7 protein-coding genes and 1 tRNA gene are annotated in these 18,927 nt (G+C 69.7%); 2 read left to right on the top strand and 6 right to left on the bottom strand.

The window, feature by feature from the left end; translation table 11 throughout:
• Window positions 1–127: 127 nt before the first annotated feature.
• The 4 genes from ABW16_RS18480 to ABW16_RS23975 form a co-directional block, all read right to left on the bottom strand.
• Window positions 128–217 (bottom strand) — tRNA-Ser (locus ABW16_RS18480).
• 100 nt (window positions 218–317) lie between these two features.
• Window positions 318–2,705, bottom strand: a complete 2,388-nt coding sequence (locus ABW16_RS28035; RefSeq protein ID WP_052956991.1) for a PGRS repeat-containing protein — start codon at window positions 2,703–2,705, stop codon at window positions 318–320.
• Between the two features lie 106 nt (window positions 2,706–2,811).
• On the bottom strand, window positions 2,812–3,906 hold the full coding sequence (gjpA, locus tag ABW16_RS18470) for an outer membrane porin GjpA (protein ID WP_047320644.1): 1,095 nt from the start codon (window positions 3,904–3,906) through the stop codon (window positions 2,812–2,814).
• Window positions 3,907–4,248: 342 nt separating this feature from the next.
• A complete protein-coding gene (locus tag ABW16_RS23975; protein WP_082134191.1) occupies window positions 4,249–5,343 on the bottom strand; it encodes a MarR family winged helix-turn-helix transcriptional regulator in 1,095 nt (364 codons plus the stop codon).
• A 75-nt stretch (window positions 5,344–5,418) separates the two neighbouring features.
• On the opposite strand from ABW16_RS23975, the gene ABW16_RS18460 reads away from it, so the two are divergent.
• Both ABW16_RS18460 and ABW16_RS18455 read left to right on the top strand, forming a co-directional pair.
• A complete protein-coding gene (locus ABW16_RS18460) occupies window positions 5,419–6,387 on the top strand; it encodes an NAD(P)H-quinone oxidoreductase (RefSeq protein ID WP_200900686.1) in 969 nt (322 codons plus the stop codon).
• A 174-nt stretch (window positions 6,388–6,561) separates the two neighbouring features.
• Complete coding sequence (locus ABW16_RS18455) at window positions 6,562–7,191, top strand: GNAT family N-acetyltransferase (RefSeq protein WP_047320642.1); 630 nt, start codon at window positions 6,562–6,564, stop codon at window positions 7,189–7,191.
• A gap of 168 nt (window positions 7,192–7,359) precedes the next feature.
• Here the strand turns inward: ABW16_RS18455 and ABW16_RS27865 are convergent, their stop codons facing one another.
• Window positions 7,360–16,203: a hypothetical protein gene (locus ABW16_RS27865; protein WP_157864262.1), complete on the bottom strand. Its 8,844-nt coding sequence runs from the start codon at window positions 16,201–16,203 to the stop codon at window positions 7,360–7,362.
• A 312-nt stretch (window positions 16,204–16,515) separates the two neighbouring features.
• On the bottom strand, window positions 16,516–18,918 hold the full coding sequence (locus ABW16_RS18430) for a hypothetical protein (RefSeq protein ID WP_047320641.1): 2,403 nt from the start codon (window positions 18,916–18,918) through the stop codon (window positions 16,516–16,518).
• Window positions 18,919–18,927: the final 9 nt, after the last annotated feature.

Below are 18,927 nucleotides of genomic sequence, written 5' to 3'. Positions count from 1 at the left end.
TCGCCAGCCACCACATCGACCCGGACCGCAACTACTGGCCCAACAAACAGAAAAACCCCGGCAAAAGCCGGGGCAATCTGTAACCGATGACGCGACTCATGTGTAACCCATGACCCGACTCATCACATGGCGGTGGCGGAGGGATTTGAACCCCCGGACGGTGTTAGCCGTCTCTCGCTTTCAAGGCGAGTGCATTAGGCCGCTCTGCCACGCCACCGCGGGAAATCGTACCTTGGCCGGATCGGTGCTTCCGAGCAGACGCAAACTCGCACGCGCACGGCGCCTTTAGTGCGAGTCTGCGTCTGCTCGTCACCGGGTCAGCCGGGTTGACCGCTACCGCCGTTGGTGCCGGGCTGGCCCGGCGGAGTGCCGTTCCCGGCCGCGCCGCCCGCTCCACCTGCGCCGGCCGCACCGGCCGCGCCATGGGCCCCGTTGGTCCCGTTGGTGCTGGTGCCGCCCGCGCCACCGGCCGCGCCGTTACCGCCGGTACCGCCATCGCCGCCGCTGCCACCGGGCAGCGTGTTGCCGCCCGCGTCGGTGCCGCCGTTGCCGCCCTTGCTGCCAGCTCCACCAGTGCCGCCCGCTCCACCAGTACCGCCGTTTCCGCCGGTTCCGGAGACAGCCGTGCCGCCGGTTCCGCCCTGGCCGCCGTTACCGGCGGTACCACCGTCGCGGCCGGCACCACCGGGCCCGTGCGCGGGGCTGGCCGCGGGCGCGCCGTCCGCACCCGTGCCGCCGGCGCCCCCGTTGCCACCGCTGCCGGCGTTCACAGTGCCGTGCGCATTACCACCGTTGCCGCCGGCCCCGCCGTTGCCGCTGGCGCCGATGGTCCCGGTTCCGCCCACGCCGCCGTCACCGCCATTACCCGCATGGCTGGGTCCGAGGCCGTAGGGGTTGTCGGCGGGCAAGGTGACACCGCCGCTGTCGCCACCGGCGCCGCCAGCCCCACCATTCCCGGCGATGCCGCCTTCGCCACCGGTAAGGGGGACAGACGCGGTTCCGCCGGCGCCGCCGGCACCACCGTTGCCGCCGGAGGCCGTACCGCTGCCGCCGCTGCCGCCGCTGCCACCATTGCCGGCCGTATTCCCGCCGGCGGTACCTCCTCCGCTACCACCGTTACCGCCGTTGCCGCCCGCGCTGACCACTCCGGTACCGGTGGCGCCGTCACCGCCGGCCCCACCGACGCCTCCAGCACCGCCGGCCACGGGGGCGTAGCCGATGATGCCGGCGCCGCCGTCGCCACCATTACCGCCTCGACTCCAGATGGTGCCGGCCCCGTCGTTCCAGCCGGTACTGATGCCGCCGTTGCCGCCGTTTCCGCCGCCATCTCCGCCAGCACCGCCGTTGCCGCCGGCGTAGGTACCGGTGCCGCCGTTACCTCCGGCACCGCCGGGGAGCTTCCCTCCGATGAAGCCGCCGTTACCGCCGTTTCCACCGATGGTCTTCACGTCTGCGTCGTCGGTGGCGCCGTTGCCGCCGTTACCGCCACCGCCGCTGGCACCGCCCAAGGTGGCGCCGCCTTCGCCGCCGTTGCCAGCCTGGCCGGCGGTGGCATCTCCGCCGTTACCACCGTTGCCGCCGTTGCCGGTGCCGTAGTTCCAGCTGCCGCCGCCGTCGCCTCCGTTGCCACCGTTGAGGCCGGTGCCGCCAGTGCCGCCGTTTCCACCGTTGGCGCCTTCTCCGGTGCCGGCGTCGCCGCCGTAGCTGCCGTCGCCGCCGTTGCCGAGGTAGTGACCGGTGGCGTCTTGGTAGGCGTTGCCGCCGGCGCCGCCATCGCCGCCATCGCCGGCCATGCCAGCCTGTCCGGGGTGCCCGTACATGGGGCTGGTGTAGATGGACGAGCCTCGGCCACCGCCTGCACCCGCGCTACCGCCGTTCCAGCCGCCGTTGCCGCCGTTGCCGCCATTGACGTGATCGGCGGTGCCGGCAGCGCCATTGCCCCCGGCCCCCGCATCCCCTGCGTTGCCACCGCTGCCGCCATTGCCGAACATGAAGCTGCTGCGCCCGCCGTTGCCGCCGTTGCCGCCGTTGCCTCCGCCGGTGCCGTTGCCGTCACCGCCGTTGGCGTAGGTTCCCGCGACACCCGTTGCTCCGGCCGCGCCGAGACCACCGTCTCCGCCGTTGCCGAAGAACCAGGCAGAAGCATCCCCGCCGTTGCCGCCGTTACCGCCGTTGGCCACGGCATCGGTTGCGACACCGCCAGCACCGCCGGCGCCGCCGTTGCCCATCCAGATGCCGCCGGCTCCGCCGTCACCACCGTCGGCTCCCGCACCACCGTCGCCACCGGCCCCGCCGTTGCCCAGCCAGCCGGCCGCATTGCCGCCAGCACCACCGGCAACACCGGCCGTCGTGCTGTCCCAACCGTCTCCGCCATCGCCGAACCACAGCCCACCGTTGCCACCATCGGGGTTGGCTTCGGTGCCATCGGTGCCATCACCGATCAGGAACTGGCCGGCCGAGGTATTGATCCAGCCGTTGACCAGCTCCCCGAAATCACTGTTGATCCAGCCCTCCACGGAAGCGTGGATCGGCTCGTAGAACCACTGATCCAGCATGATGGTCCAGTCAAAGGTGCCGGCGTCGGCCGGCCCGGCGGCCAGCCACGCAGAGGAATCGAAAAGATCAACGATCCAATCGAATTCGTCGGCCTGAGTCGGCGGCGCCACGCTCAGCGGGACCATTCCGAACGCCAGGAATGCGCCCACTGCACTGGCGGCTCCGATTGCCCGGGAGTGGCTCCGGATAGTGCGATCGCGATTCATCGTGAGGGAAACCTCTCTAAGAAGTTGGGGGAAAAAGATTTTCGGGGGGTCAGAGGCCGAGCAGGTCGCCCAGCCAGCCGAACGCATCAGTCGCCGCACCGGTGCCGCCGTCGTCGAGGGCGTCGGTGGGCAGCAGGGGCAGCTCCGCACCAGCCAACGGCGGGGTGACCACGACCGGGCCCTTGCCATCCCAGCCCGACCCGAGCAGGGCGCCGACGGTTTGACCCCAGGCCTGCCAGGCCGCGATCGGCCCGATGCCGGCACTGTTGAGATCGAGGGTTCCTAGAACCGGCACTCCGCTGAATTCGATACCGACACTTTGGAAGATCGACCCGCCGACCGCGGGCACCGATGCGGCGACCTCGCCACCGGGGCCGAGCACCTGATACGGGCCGACCGCGACCGCGCCCGGCGACAACAGTCCACCGAAGGCGATGTCCAGGTGATCCATGTTCATCCCCGCGGGAAATACCCCGAACCCGTTGATCATCGGCAACAGTGCGTCCAGGTTCAAGGTGGCGCCGTTGAAGAAGGCGCCGCCCATATTGATCAGGGTGTCGCCCAGGCTGTCGTGGTCGGTGATGCTGTTGAGCAACGCCACCCACGGGCTGATCCCCGGTCCGATCATCCCCATCAGCACCGCACTGGCGGGCGACCCCAGGTAGTCGATGATCGGCATGATCTGGCTGGCATCGACATCGGCCGGGATATACCCGCCGATCTGGCCGAACATCAGCGCATGCGTGCCGTCCATCGTGTGGTTGAGCACCGTGGAGTGCGTCGCGTCGGTCTCGTTCTGCAATGCCCAGCCGGAGACCACGGCGTTCAGGTGCAGCTGGATCTGCTCGTTGACATCGTTGGTGGAACCCGACGGATTGTTGAGTAGGCGATCCCAGTAGTCCATCTGGTTGGCCCAAAACTGTTGCATCCCCACTCCGGGCGCCAGATACCAGTTGTTGAGCATCGTCGTGACATTCGCCGACGCGGCATTGAGGACATCCTGGAACGCCCCCGTCAACGCGACTGCGTGGGACTGGATGTCAGACCGAACCGGCACCGGCGCAGACAACGGAGTGACCGCAACAAGACTGGCTCCGACCAGAGCCACGCCAGCGGTGGCATAGGGGCGAACGGTGGCGTGCAAGGGGAACTCCTCGGCAGGTGGATTGGTGAGGCACTGAACAGCGATGAACGTAACTAAGCGAGGGCTGAGTGTCTCTAATCGAACGCTGTTATCCCCGAAGACGTTTGAGGTGACGTCACGCGAAGGCGCTTCGACTGAGCTTGAATTCCCTGGTCAGCACCGAAATCGGGAGCGCCCGATCATCCACTGCACCGGCCCCAACTGTTTCAAACGGTAATTACCAGTGGGTAGCCATTCCGCTTGTGCCCCATGCGGAACCACGTGATCGAGTTTTAGCAAACTGTGGAAACACGGGAAACCACAATGCGACTGGGCGGCAACGCCGTTAGACTCGGTGGCGCCTCACCGGTGACCGATGTCGCCTTCGACCGCCGTCACTCTCGCCGAACTTCGACGATCCGCCCGCGCCGACCGCTCGGCACCGGCTTTGAGAGGCACGCTGATCCGACGGCACGCGTCGCCGAGCGCGATTGCCTGCTGGCGCGACATCGGGTTCAAGTAATGCCTGCGAATTTCCCTGGCGTAGAACGCAAGTGCCGGTCCTAATCGCACTCGGCCGTGCAGCGTAATAGCAACAACCACGCGCCGCCGATCCCCCTGCCCGGGGCCGCGGCGCACCAGTCCTTCGGACTCCAGGCGGCTGATCTGCTGGGTCAGCCGGCTGGGCTGCAATGCACACGCTTTGGCCAAAACGCTCATCGGCGCTGATCCGCCCGGTGACTTCGCGATCAGATCCAACAGCAGAATGTCGATCAGGGCAAGCTGGATCGCCTCGACCAATCGGGCGTTCAAGACCGGGAACAGCGTCGCCGACGACGACATGAACTGATGCCAGCAACGCTTCCCGGCATCGTCGACCCCGGGTAGATAACACGTGGGCGCCTCCGGAAAGGCTTGGGCACCAATGTGAACGGGAACCGGTGGGCCGGCACCGACTAATGTGCGCCGTAACTCGTCAAGCCGCAGCCCCTCGCCGATGCGCCAACAGTTCTCCGCAACAGTGCTGATCTGGCGAGTCGACAGCGATCCGAGTAGGTACGTCGACACGGCTTCCGCGTAGCTGATGATCGCCGGGGCGATGATCGTCCGGCCGGCGTGGTTGAGAAGAGCGACAACCCCGCGTCTGTCCTTCGGATCGGGCTCGCGGCGCACCAGTCCCCGCTCTCCCAAACGGTCGATCCGCTTCGTCATCTGACGCCGAGTCGCGCCCAGCAGTTCGGCCAGATCACCCATCCGGGCAGATCCGTCCGAGGACTTGGCCAGGATGTCGAGCACCCGCAAGTCAATCACCGACAGTTGATGATCAGTGTTCAACACCCGGTTCAGCGCCGCGTCGAATCGCAGCACAGCCTCCAAATAATGTTGCCATGCTTGACGTTCGGCGAGATCCAAGCCGGGTAAATCACTCCCCGTCCGGCGGCGATCGTGGCGCTGCACAGCGTCATGCTAAGCGACACGGTTAGGGTTCCTCATCGTTTTCGACGGTGTCGGACCGGTAGTAGCGTGTCGGACATGCGCGCCATCATCGCCGAATCCCCCGACGTCCTCGCTTGGCGAGAGGTCGACGATCTTCAACCAGCCCCGGGCGAGGTGCTGATTCGGGTAGTCGCGGCCGGGGTGAACCGGGCCGATCTGCTGCAGGCGGCGGGTTTGTATCCTCCCCCGCCCGGGGCCAGCGACACCCTCGGCCTGGAGGTTTCCGGCGTCATCGCCGCAGTGGGTGACGAGGTATCTGATTGGACGATCGGACAACAGGTTTGTGCGTTGTTGGCCGGGGGCGGCTACGCCGAGTACGTCGCGGTTCCCGCCCCTCAGGTGCTGCCGATACCGGACGGGGTGGACCTGGTGGACGCTGCGGGCCTGCCGGAGGTGGCCTGCACAGTCTGGTCGAACCTGGTGCTTACGGCCGGCCTGTCGGAGGGGCAGCTGCTGCTGATGCATGGCGGGGCGAGCGGCATCGGCACTCACGCCATTCAGGTGGCACGTCAACTCGGGGCATGGGTGGCCGTCACCGCCGGGTCGGAGGCCAAGTTGGCGTTCTGCCGCGAGCTGGGCGCGGAGATCACCGTCAACTACCGCGACGAAGACTTCGTCGCGCGAGTCCGCGAGGCCGGTGGGGCCGATGTGATCCTGGACATCATGGGGGCGGCCTACCTGGACCGCAATGTCGACGCGCTGGCCAACGACGGGCGGTTGGTCATCATCGGCATGCAGGGCGGCGTCAAGGGCGAGCTGAACATCGGGAAGCTGATCACCAAGCGCGCTCGGGTGATCGGGACCGCAGTGCGGGGCCGGCCGGTGGACGGCCCGCACGGCAAGGGCGTGATCGTCGACGCCGTTACCACCTCGGTGTGGCCGATGGTCGGCGACGGCCGCATCAAGCCGGTGATCGGTGCGCGGCTGCCCATCGAGCAGGCCGCCGAGGCGCATCGGATGCTGTCGGCGGGCGAAGTAACGGGGAAGGTTGTTCTGACGGTCTGAGTGCCGAGCGTGCGCAGAATGCCAGTTTTCGCGGTGTGTTGCCGTGCAAACACGCCCGCTCGCCCCGGGGGGTCGACGTACGATTATTGCCGAAAACCGATTGTCAACGGATGCCCAGGAGGCACTTGCAATGACCACTCAAGTCGATTCGGCCACAACGGATTCGGGCGCGCGATGAGTACACGCATGCCGCGGGAACGGGTCGGCCTGAGTGACTACCTCTTGGCCGTTCCGCCGCCGCCCCTGCCGATCCTCGCCCATCCTTACAGTGTTCGTTTCGCAGACCAGCCCGGCGACGCCGAGATGATCTCGGAGTGGATGAACCGGCCGCACCTGGCCGAAACCTGGGGTTACGCCTATCCACCCGACGAATGGCGCCGTCACCTGCAAACCCAGTTCGACGGCGCCTACTCACGCCCATACATCTGGCTCCTCCACGGGGAGCCCCTCGGATATATGGAGCTGTTTCGGGTGGCCAAAGACGACCTGGCTACCGTGTACGACGCCCTTCCCTACGATGTGGGCTTGCACGGAGCCATGGCAGACGCCGCCGCGGTCGAAAAGGGCCACGGCAAGAACATCTTCGGCCCCTTGGTCTCCAGCATTTTCGCAGCCGAGCCGGAATGCCGACGGATCATCGGAGACACCAATGCCGGTGAGGGCTCGTACGGTCGCCGGTTCTGGGAGCGACGCGGCGGAACCTTCCTCGGCGAGCATTACATGGCCAAGTGGGATCAGCATATCGCGCTCTTCGCCTGGCTGCGGTCACCGGAAGACATGCCTGGCTATCGCGACACGCCCTAACGCGCCGACGGAAATGGGCGGTGACGGATATTCATCCGTCACCGCCCATTTGTCGCTACCGGCCGCCTAGCAAACAACGACGAATCCCCGGACCCGACACCAAAGTGTCGGACCGGGGATTCGTACGTTCTTTCACCCTTGCCCAGAACTCCCGGGACCGGCGGCCGGCTACGGTGCTCCTGTACCGCCGGCGCCGCCGGCGCCACCCTGACCGATAGTGCCACCGTTGGCCTTGCCGCCGGTGACACCAGCAGTACCTGGCGAACCGGCGACACCGTCGCCATTGGTACCACCTGCACCACCCTGGCCGCCGCTGCCACCCGAGCCTGCCCAGTTGGACTTGCTGGGCTTGGAGGCACCGTTGACACCGTTACCGCCCTTGCCGCCCATACCACCGGAACCGCCTTGAGCGGTGGTGCCGTCGGCGTTGAGACCGCCCTGACCGCCGGTGCCACCCTGGCCACCGGCGCCACCGCTGCCGCCGGTACCGCCACCGCCGGTGCCCTGACCGACGATGCCGTTGTACCCGGCACCACCGGCACCGCCGGTGCCGCCGACACCGGCCTTACCGCCAACACCGCCCTTACCGCCGAACCCGCCGGCGCCGTGTTCGCCGGACTTCCCATCGCCCAGCGCGACACCGCCGGCACCGCCCTGACCGGCCGCGCCGCCGACGCCGCCGTCGCCGCCCTGGCCGCCGACACCACCGGTACCGCCGGTACGCCCGGGAAGGCCGAGACCACCGGCACCACCGGCACCACCGGTGCCGCCGTTACCGCCGGTACCGCCGGTGCCGCCGATCCCGCCGCTGCCGCCGAGACCGCCCTTGCCGCCGTCACCGGTCAGGGTGCCGCCGGCACCACCGACACCGCCGGTGCCGCCCGCTCCACCGGCGTACCCGGTGGCACCCTTGACGCCGGCGCCGCCGGTGCCACCGGGCATGGCGTTGCCGTTCGGGTCCTTGGGCTGGGTACCCGTGGCGCCGTTCGCGGCGACCGAGGTGTTGGCGCCGGCATTGCCACCGTTGCCGGCGTTGCCGCCGGTGCCGCCGTTGCCGTGTTGGGCCGCCGAACCGCCGTTACCGCCGTTGCCGCCGGCAGCTCCGGCACCGTTTGCGGCGCTGGTACCCGCGGTTCCATTGGCACCGGTGCCACCGTTACCGCCGGTGCCGCCGTTGCCGTACTCGCCTGTGGCGCTACCGCCGGTACCGCCGTTACCACCGGCCTGCGCCAGGCCGCTGCCCAGCACCGTGCCGTTGCCACCGTTACCACCGGTGCCACCGACCGCGACCGCGCCGCCGTTGCCGTCGATGCCGCTGCCGGCCTGGGTGACGCCATCGCCACCGAGGCCGCCGGCACCTCCGTCGCCGCCCGCACCAGCGGTGCTGCTGCTGTTGCCGCCCTTACCACCGGAACCGGCCACCAGGTTCGAGCCGCCGCCCGCGCCGTCGCCACCGCGACCGCCGACGCCGGCGTTACCGCCCGCGCCACCGTTGCCACCGACGGCGCCGGCGCCGTCCGCACCGCTGTTGCCGTTGGTCGCGGTGCCACCGGCACCACCGTTACCGCCGGCGCCACCAGCGCCACCGGCCCCAGCCGCTCCGGTGGCGTCGCCACCGACACCGCCGTTGCCACCGCTGCCGGCCGTGGCGTTGGTTCCCGCGGTGCCGTTGGCGGCATTGCCGCCGGCGCCACCGTGACCACCGACACCACCGTTACCACCGACACCACCGTCACCGGCGATCGAACCACCGACTCCACCGAGACCGCCGTTGCCACCCGCGGTGCCAGCCGTGCCGTCGGTGCCGTTACCGGACCCGTCGGTGATACCCGCGACACCGTTGGCACCGGCACCGCCGTCGCCGCCTGCGCCGCCGTGACCAATGGTGCCGCCGGCGCCACCGTTACCGCCGTTGCCACCCTGCTGGCCCAGCGCAGCGTTGCCACCGTTGCCACCGTTACCACCGCTGGCACCGAGCTGAGCGCCGTCTTGACCGTTTTCGGCCGCGGTGCCGTCGCCACCGAGGCCCCCGGCGCCGCCGGTGCCGGCCGTACCCGCGATGCCGCCGGCACCACCCTTGCCACCGGACCCGGCGATGGCCTCGATGCCGCCGCCGGCACCGGTGCCGCCGTTACCGCCGTTGGCACCGTTACCGGTGTTACCACCGGCGCCACCCGCGCCGCCCGCACCAGCGGCACCGGTCTCGCCGAGGGTCGCCGTGCCGCCGACACCGCCGGCACCACCGTTACCGCCCGCTCCACCGTTTCCGTTGGTGCTGGTGGCGTCGGCACCGTCTCCGCCGTTGCCGCCACTACCGCTGGCCGCGTTTGCGCCGTTAGCCGCATTAGCACCGGCGCCACCGTGGCCACCCGCGCCACCGCCACCGCCGAGCCCACCGGCGCCGCCGTTGCCGGAGGTGGTACCACCGGCGCCACCCTGGCCGCCGCTACCGCCATTGCCGCCCGCGGTCCCGGCCGTGCCGTCGCCGAGGCCGTCGGTGATGCCGTTAACCCCGGCAGTACCCGCGCCACCGTTACCACCGGCACCACCGGTACCGATCGCTCCGGCCGCGCCACCCTTACCACCGGCGCCACCGTCTTGTGCGACATCGCCCGGCTGGAGGACGCCGTTGCCGCCGTTACCACCGGCGCCGCCGTCGCCGCCAGCACCGTTGGTACCCGCCTGACCGCTGGCCGCCTGTGTGCCGCCCTGGCCGATACCGCCCGCACCACCGGCGCCGCCGAGGTCGCGGTCACCACCGGTACCGCCGTCGCCGCCGTTGCCGGCCGCCAGGCCGCTGCCACCGTCACCACCGGCACCACCGGTGCCACCGTTGCCCGCGTTACCGGCGTTACCACCGGCGCCGCCGACGCCACCTGCACCGTTGCCCGCGTTACCACCGATACCGCCAGCGCCACCGGCAGCGGCGTTACCGCCCTGGCCACCGTTGCCGCCGAGGTTGCCGGCACCCGCGGCCACACCGTTGCCGCCGTTGCCACCGCTACCGCCAGTGCCACCCGCGCCACCGACGCCACCGGCGCCCGAAACGCTGCCACCGGCGCCACCGGTACCGCCGTAGCCACCGACGCCGCCGTTGCCACCGAGGGTTCCGTTGCCGTCGCCGCCGGTCACGCCGAGCACGCCGTTGCCACCGGCGCCACCAGCGCCACCCGCACCACCGGTACCGATCGCACCCGCCGCGCCACCGTTACCGCCGTAGCCGCCGGCCTGGCCGGTCGAGCCATCAGCGAGCAGCTGGCCCGCGCCACCGGCGCCACCGTTGCCGCCGTTGCCGCCGCCAGCAACCACGCCGGCCGCACCGTCGGACCGGTAGGTGACACCGTCACCGTTCAGGCCGCCCTTACCGGCGGAGCCAGCCGCACCGCGGTCGCCACCGGCGCCGCCGTTACCACCGTGTCCTGCGGTTTCTTCGACGCCACCGCCGGCACCGTTACCACCGCGGCCACCGTCACCAGCCTGACCGGAGGCGCCGCCGTTACCACCGATACCACCGCTGCCGTTGAGGCCGGCCGTTCCGTTGGTGGCGCTACCACCCTGGCCACCGTTACCGCCCTGGCCACCGTTACCACCCTGGCCGCCGTCGCCGCCATCGGTGCCGTCGCCGCCGTTGCCGCCGCTGCCCGCGGCAGCATCGGCTCCCGCGAGGCCTTGCACGCCCGCGCCGCCGGCACCACCGTTGCCGCCGGCACCTCCGACACCACCCTGACCGCCGTTGCCGGAGATCGAGCCGCCCTTACCGCCGTTGCCCGCGTTGCCACCGGCCGCGCCGTTGCCACCGGTTCCGCCGTTGGCCAGAGCAGTTGAGCCGGTCGCGCCCACGGCGCCGGCGCCACCGTTTCCGCCGGCGCCACCATTGCCGACCGGTCCGGCGTTGCCGCCGTCACCGCCCGCGCCACCGATCTGCGCGGTGCCGTCGGCGAGGAGGACACCGGTACCGCCCTTGCCGCCGGCCCCGCCGTTGCCGCCGATCGCCGCGGTACCCGCATTGCCGCTGGCCGCCTGGGCGCTGTGGTCGGCATTCCAGCCACCCGCCCCGGCCGTGCCCGCGGTGCCACGGACGCCTCCGTCACCGCCGTGACCACCCGAGCCCGCCACCGCGCCAGTGCCGCCACCGGCACCGTCGGCCCCGCGACCTCCGTTACCGGCGTTACCGGCATTACCGGCGTCACCACCGGCGCCACCGGAACCGTCCACACCGCTGGCACCGTTGTTGGCCGCGCCACCAGCACCACCGTTACCACCGATGCCGCCGTTTCCACCGACGCCACCGTTGCCCCCGTTGGTCCCGTCCGCGCCGGATGCACCACTGCCGGGGGTTACGACGGTGCCACTGACACCGTTGGCGCCGTGACCGGCGTTACCGCCCGCACCACCGATGCCACCCTGGCCACCCGCGCCGCCATCACCGGAGTCGGTTCCACCGGCACCGCCGACGCCGCCGATTCCACCGGCACCACCGCTCAACCCGTTCGTACCGTTTCCGTCGCTGAGGGTGACGCCGTCGTCACCAGCAGCGCCGGCACCGCCGTTACCGCCCGCACCACCGGAGCCGACCGTCGCCGCGTTACCGCCGTTACCGCCGGCACCGCCGCCCTGAGCGTCCACGCCGCCGGTCACCTGGCCCACACCAGCGCCACCTGCGCCACCGGCGCCACCGTCGCTACCGATACCGGACAGGCCATCGCTGCCGTCCGCACCGTCGCCATTCGTGCCGGTGCCGCCGGCGCCGGCCGTGCCCGCAGCGGCGCCGTCGGCGCCATTGCCACCCGCGCCGCCCGCGCCCGCGTTGGCAGCGCCGCCGCCACCGAGGCCCTTACCACCGGACCCGGCCGTACCAGCGTTGCCACCGTCGCCGGCGTTACCGCCTACACCACCGGTGCCGGCGACAGCGCCACCGCCCTGGCCGCCGACACCGCCCTGGCCGCCAGCACCGGCGTTCCCACCGTTACCACCCGCGGTGTCGGCCACTGTTGCGTCCGCGCCCGCTCCGCCGGCACCACCGTTGCCACCCTTGCCGGCGTTGCCGCCAGCACCACCGTTGCCCGACGTCGAGCCCCCGAGACCACCGGTGCCGCCGTTACCGCCGACGCCACCGACCGCACCCGCGGTCCCATTGCCGTCGCCGCCCGTGATCCCGTCCACGGTCGCACCAACACCACCGGCACCACCGGCACCACCGTTGCCGATCGAAGCCGCGTTACCACCAGCGCCGCCATGGCCGCCGCCCTGGCCGACCCCGCCGCTCAGACCCACGCCGGCGCCGCCCTGGCCACCGACACCGCCATCGCTGGCAATGCCGTCGGGGCGAGTGGAGCCATCCGCCCCGTTGGTGGTGCCGGCACCGCCCAGGCCTACCTGGCCTGCTGCAGCTCCGTCCGCACCGTTTCCGCCGTTACCGCCGTTGCCCGCGTTTGCCGCACCGCCGCCACCGAGACCGGCACCGCCGGCGCCCGCGACGCCGCCATTGCCACCGATGCCGGCGTTGCCGCCATTGCCACCTGTGCCATTGGTGGCCGCGCCACCCTGGCCGCCGTTACCGCCCGCACCGCCGGCACCGGCGTTGCCGCCGTTGCCACCGTCCGTGTCGGCCACCGTGGCATCCGCACCCGCGCCGCCGGCACCACCCTGGCCACCGACACCGCCGTAGCCGCCCGCACCGCCATTACCCGAAGTGCTGCCGCCAGCACCACCCTGGCCACCGTCACCGCCGATACCACCAACCGCTCCGTCGGTGCCATGCCCGTCGTTACCGGTGACGCCGTCTACCGTGGCGCCGGCTCCGCCAGTGCCACCCATTCCGCCGTTACCGACTGCAGCGGCGTTACCGCCGTTACCGCCCGCGCCACCGCCCTGGCCGGTGTTCGTCCCGCTTATCAGGCCGTATCCGTCGCCTCCGCGACCGCCATCTGCACCGTCGGCCGCTATGCCGTCAGTGCCCACGGCCCCGTCCGCGCCCGCGTTGAGTCCATTACCACCAACGCCGGCCTGGCCGCCTGCTCCGCCGAGGGCGCCATCACCGCCGTTGCCACCGGCACCGGCGTTCGCGCCGCCACCCCCGCCGCTTCCCTGACCGCCAACGGCCGCGGTTCCCGCGTTGCCGCCGGCACCACCGGCGCCACCCTGGCCGCCGGTGCCTTCCGCCGACGTACCGCCGGCACCACCGTTGCCGCCCGCGGCACCGGCACCGGCGTTTCCACCCTTGCCGCCCGCGAGGTCCAGTAGGTAACCGTCGTCGGCTGCGCCACCGTTACCACCGTTACCGCCGGTGCCACCGTTACCACCGGCACCACCGTTTCCGGAGCCCACGCCAGCGGCGCCGCCAGCTCCGCCGTTGCCGCCTACGGCACCGGTACCACCCGCAGTCCCATCGATGACCACCGTCGTTCCGTCGATTCCCGACGCACCGTTACCGCCATCACCGCCGACACCACCGTCGCCGCCGATACCGGCCGTACCACCGGCACCGCCGTTGCCGCCGGCCTGCGGCACAGTTCCACCGAGCAGTTCACCGTCTCCACCGCGACCGCCGGCACCACCGTTGCCACCGCCGCCCTCGGCACCATCAGCGCCCTGGTCCGCCTGGGCACTGTTGTCTGCGTTCCAGCCACCGGCGCCACCAGCGCCAGCCGAGCCGCGGTTGCCGCCGGTACCGCCCTGTGCACCGGATCCGGCCGTGGCGTTGTTGCCGCCACCCGCACCGTCACCGCCCCGACCACCGTTGCCGGCATTACCGGCCGCACCACCGATGCCACCCTGGCCGCCGCCGCCGTCAGTGCCCGCGTTGCCCGCGGTCGCGGTGCCGCCGGCACCGCCCTGACCGCCGACACCACCGGCACCGCCGTTGCCGCTGTCGCCGCCGCCGATACCGACCGTACCGTCGCCGCCGCTGCCAGCCGTCGCATCGACACCGGCCTCGCCGTCGAGGCCGTGGCCGCCGGCGCCGCCGGTGCCGCCGACGCCGCCCGAACCACCGGCACCACCGTTGCCGGAAGTCGTACCGCCAGCGCCACCGATGCCACCCGCACCACCGGTGCCGCCGACGCCGCCGTCCGTGCCGTTACCGCTGATGTCCGTGTGTCCGGCCGTCCCGGTCGCACCCTTGCCGCCGGCACCGCCATTACCGCCGTCACCGACCGCCCCGGCGTCGCCACCGTTGCCGCCCTGGCCACCGGTCTGCACGGTGCCGTCGCCAAGGAGCTCGCCGGCACCACCGTTACCGCCGTTACCGCCGTTGCCGCCGGTGCCGTCTGCGCCGGCCGTACCGGAGGCCGCGTGCGTCGAACCGCCGCTGGAGCCACCTGCGCCACCTGCGCCACCGCTACCGATGGCACCGCCGGCGCCACCCTTACCGCCGTTGCCGGCCGCCGCCCCGGTCCCGCCGCCGGCACCGTCGCCACCGTTACCACCGACACCGGTGGCGCCGGCGGCGCCGCCGTCGCCACCGATACCACCGGCACCGTGCGCTCCCGCGGTGCCGTGCGCCGAGGTACCACCCGCGCCGCCGTCGCCACCAACACCACCAACCCCACCGTTACCGGCCGTGCTGTCCGCGTCGCCACCGTCGCCACCGTTGTCACCGCTACCGGCAGCCGCATTCAGACCCGCAGTGCCGTCAGCGCCGGCACCACCGACACCACCGGTGCCACCGCGGCCACCAGAACCACCAGCACCACCATTGCCGGCCTGCGAACCACCGGCACCACCAGCGCCACCGACACCACCAGCGCCACCAGCCAGACCAGTCGTGCCATCACCACTGGCATCGGTGTGCCCGGCCACGCCGACCGCACCATCGCCACCGACACCACCAGCGCCACCGTTGCCCAGCGAACCACCGTCACCACCACGGCCACCGGCACCACCGGCACCACCGGCGATGGTGGCGTCGGCACCGTCACCACCACGGCCACCGTTACCACCACCGGTCGCCGCCAAACCCGCATTACCCGCGGTACCCGGGGTCGAACCCGCACCACCGGCACCGGCCACACCCGCGTCACCACCACGCCCACCGGCACCACCATCGATGTGAGCGCCATCGCCGTCGGCGCCGTCGCCACCGTTACCACCGACACCGGCATTACCACCGTCACCGGCTGCGCCACCAGCACCCGCGACACCCGACGAACCGAGCAGACCACCAGAGCCACCGGCACCACCGAGACCCGCGGCACCACCGGCACCACCGTTGCCGCCGTTACCAGCAGCGCCACCATCGGCGCCGGGGACAGTGGCGTTGATGCCGTCGCCACCATCGCCACCGTTACCACCGTCGGCACCGGCACCACCGGCACCACCCTTACCACCGGAACCGATCAGCCACGAACCCTTACCACCGGCACCACCATTACCACCAGCACCACCATTAGCACCGGCAAGACCATTCAGCCCCGCACCAACAGCCGCCCCAGCAGCACCCACCGCACCATCGCCACCAAGACCACCATTACCGCCCGAACCGAACGCCAAACCAATGCCATCACCACCGGCACCACCAACACCACCGGCACCACCAGCGATACCAGCACCCGCAGCACCACCATCACCACCGATACCCATCCACCAGCCACCGTTACCACCGGCGCCACCGTCACCACCATCAACACCGGCACCACCGGCGCCACCATCGCCGAACATGCCCGCCGAACCACCAACACCACCAGTGCCATCAGCGGCCGTACCACCAGCACCACCATCACCGAACCACAAACCACCAGCACCACCAGCAGCCTGCGCCAGCGTCCCACCATCAATACCGTCAGCACCATTACCGATCAGAATCTGACCGAAACCAAACAAGTTGACGAAATCCGCAACCGACGAACCGAACGAACTGTTCAGGAAGTCCTGACCCAAGTCATGCCACGGGTCATAGAACAACGACCCAAACCAATCATCAGCAGCAGCCGAACCCGGCACCCCCGCCAACGACGCATCAAACGACAAACCCACATTGCTCAGCAACGGCTCCCACGAAGCCTGATCAAACAACGTCTCCCACGACGACGCCTGACTCAAATCACTAAGAGCCCCAGCCAAATCCGCGCCAACCAGATCAACAACCCAATCCAGCTCATCAGCATGCGCAACAGGCGCCGAAGCCAACGGCGACAACCCAAACGCCAAAAACGCGCCAACGGCACTGCTGGCCCCCAACAGTCGCCGGCCGCGCCGACCCTGCTGACCGTTGCCCGAAGTGTTACGCCCTACTGCCATTTGGGATTTCCTATCTGTGTGGCCCACAGTTGTGCTCGCTCTGTCTGTGATGAAGTTTGGATTTGGCGACTTGCCCGCTCAGCGGGTTCAGCCGTAGAAGCCCAACGCTGCGGCGATCTGGTTCGGAATATCGTTGAGCCACTCCGACGCCACGCCGAAGAAGTCGCCGTTGACGCTCAGCAAGCCCAGGTCGGACAGTCCCAGACCGTCAATCAGGCCATTGATGTCGAGGCTGCCCAATCCGAGGTCGTTGAGGAACGAGTTGATCGTGCCGTCGAGGCCGAGGTTGGAGACGATGGTGTCCAGGTCGTAGTTGTCCAGACCGATCCAGCCGAGCAAGGTGCCCAGCGTGGGGTCGCCGAGCACACTGGTCATCAGGTCGGTGATGAACTGGTCCAGGTGCACCTCGTCCAGGCCCAAACCGTTGAGGATGCTGTCGATCGAGACGCCGCCCAACAGACTGTTGATGAAGTCGTCGAGGGACTGGTTGTCCAGGCCCAGACCGCTGAGAATGCCGGCGATCGAGATGCTGCTCAGTCCGAGGCGGTCGATGAACATGTCGATGTCGATGTTGTTCAGGCCGAGGTTGTTGAAAATCGACTGGACGTAGATGTCGTTCAAACCGAGACTGTCGATCAGGCCGGACAGACTGACGCTGCCCATCCCCCAGTCTTCGAACAGCGAGAGCACCGTGGTGTCGGTCAATCCCAGTCCGGCGATAGCGTTCGTCATGAGCTCGGTCAGGGTCGGGTCGAAGCCCCAGGCGTCGAAGAACTGCTCCAGGGTGACATTGCCGGTCAGGTTGCCCAGGCCGTCGAACAACGACTCCAGCGTGTAGTTGCTGAGGCCCATGGCGTCGAGCCCTTGGAACACGGTGATGTCGTACATGTGCAGGTTCTGGAGAGTTTCGCCAACGGTGTTGGTCCCCATCACCGCCCCGAGAGTGGGGTTGCCGGCCTTCTCGAGGAGGCTGGCCTGATCGGGGGCGAGTACGCCCAGCGGTGTGTCACCCAGGTTGGCGTAAGCCGGGTCTGGGCTGGGAAGCGTGTACAGCAAGGACTGAACCGGGATGTCGGTCACCGGAGTGTCGGGGGGGAACCCCATGGTGTTTTCGCCGATCGGCATCGCCTCAAAGATGTCGCCGAGCGTCGTGTTGCCGTAATCGCCGATGAAGTCACCCAAGGTGGCGCCGGGCGGGAACATGGAAAGCAGCACGTCCGTCAACGGGGTGCTGCCGGTGATGTCCGGTCCGAGGAAACCCGAGTTGAGCAGGTCGACCAGGGTCTGGTCGCCGTAGTCGCCCAACATTGCGGGGAGCGCCCCGAGGGTGATGCTGCCGAGGCCCAGCTGCGCGAAGACGTCGGTCAGTGGGGGGTCGCCCAGCGAATCGGTCAGCAATCCGCCGATGGTCCAGGAGGGGTCGATCAGGCTGGCCAGGGATTCGTTGCCGGAGGCGCCGAGCAGATCCTTGATCAGCCCACCGACGGTGGCGTCGTCGCCGCCGACCAAGCTCAGGACGAGCTCGGACAGGCTGGGGTTGCCGATGTCGGTCTCGTTGAGCAGTGCGATCAGCAGGCTGGCGACCGAGTCGCCGGGCTGGATTCCGCCAAGGCTCTCCAACAGCTCAGCGATGGTGGGGTTGCCGATGCCGGCCTCGTTGAAGACGCCGATCAGCAGGTCGGAGAGCGGTTGGGTGCCGATGCCCATGTCGTTGAGCAAGTCCACCGGCGTCAGGTGGCCGAAGCCGAGCCCGTCGAGCAGGTCGATGATCAGCGTTTCCAGCGGAACATCGCCGATACCGGCCTGCGACAGCAGCTCGGTGATGGTGGTGTCGCCCATGCCGGACAAGTCGACCACGTCGCCGATGTTGAAGTTGGCGTCGATCGGCTGTCCCGGGGTCAGGATGCCGTTGAACAGCGGAAGGGTGATGCCGCTGAAGCTGACGCTCGAGGTTCCGTTGAGGAAGGCGTCGAGCAGGGTCGCCGGGGCGCCGAACAGCGCCTCAAACGACTTCAGCGGGTCGGTCAGGAGGTTGCCGAAGATGTCGTCCAGAACCTGCTGGAACGCGTTGCCCAGCGTCACCCACGGGCCGATGCCAGCGAGCAGCTGGTTGATCCACAGCGGTAGCTCAATGTCGATTTGGGCCGGGAAGGGGAAGGCCTGCACGTCGATGCTGGGCATCGCGTTGGTGAAGATGTTGATGACATCCGGGATACCGGAGATCGCCTGCTGGGGGTTCTCGAAGATGTGCTGCAGCAGGCCCCACATGTCGACCGAGTTCTGGTTCAGCGCCTGCAGGTTCGCGGCCGTGTGCTGGAACAGGTCGGTGTAGGGCGAGAAGAAATCGGTCAGCGCGACGTCGAGCCGCTCGGTGGCCGCGATCTGATGTTGCAACTGCGGCAGATGCGAGGCCACGGGCGGAACCGCGACCAAGCCCACCCCGGCAACAGCCAGGCCGGTGGTGACGTACGGACGAAGTGATTGCTGCATGACGCCCTC

The organism is Mycolicibacter heraklionensis (assembly GCF_001021505.1).
Taxonomy (GTDB): domain Bacteria; phylum Actinomycetota; class Actinomycetes; order Mycobacteriales; family Mycobacteriaceae; genus Mycobacterium; species Mycobacterium heraklionense.
This window is presented reverse-complemented; position numbering and strand designations above follow the sequence as displayed.

Bases quoted from the DNA above. Each gene is read 5' to 3' on its own strand.
- ABW16_RS18460 (WP_200900686.1), top strand. From the start codon at position 5,419: ATGCGCGCCATCATCGCCGAATCCCCCGACGTCCTCGCTTGGCGAGAG.
- ABW16_RS18455 (WP_047320642.1), top strand. From the start codon at position 6,562: ATGAGTACACGCATGCCGCGGGAACGGGTCGGCCTGAGTGACTACCTC.
- ABW16_RS18430 (WP_047320641.1), bottom strand. From the start codon at position 18,918: ATGCAGCAATCACTTCGTCCGTACGTCACCACCGGCCTGGCTGTTGCC.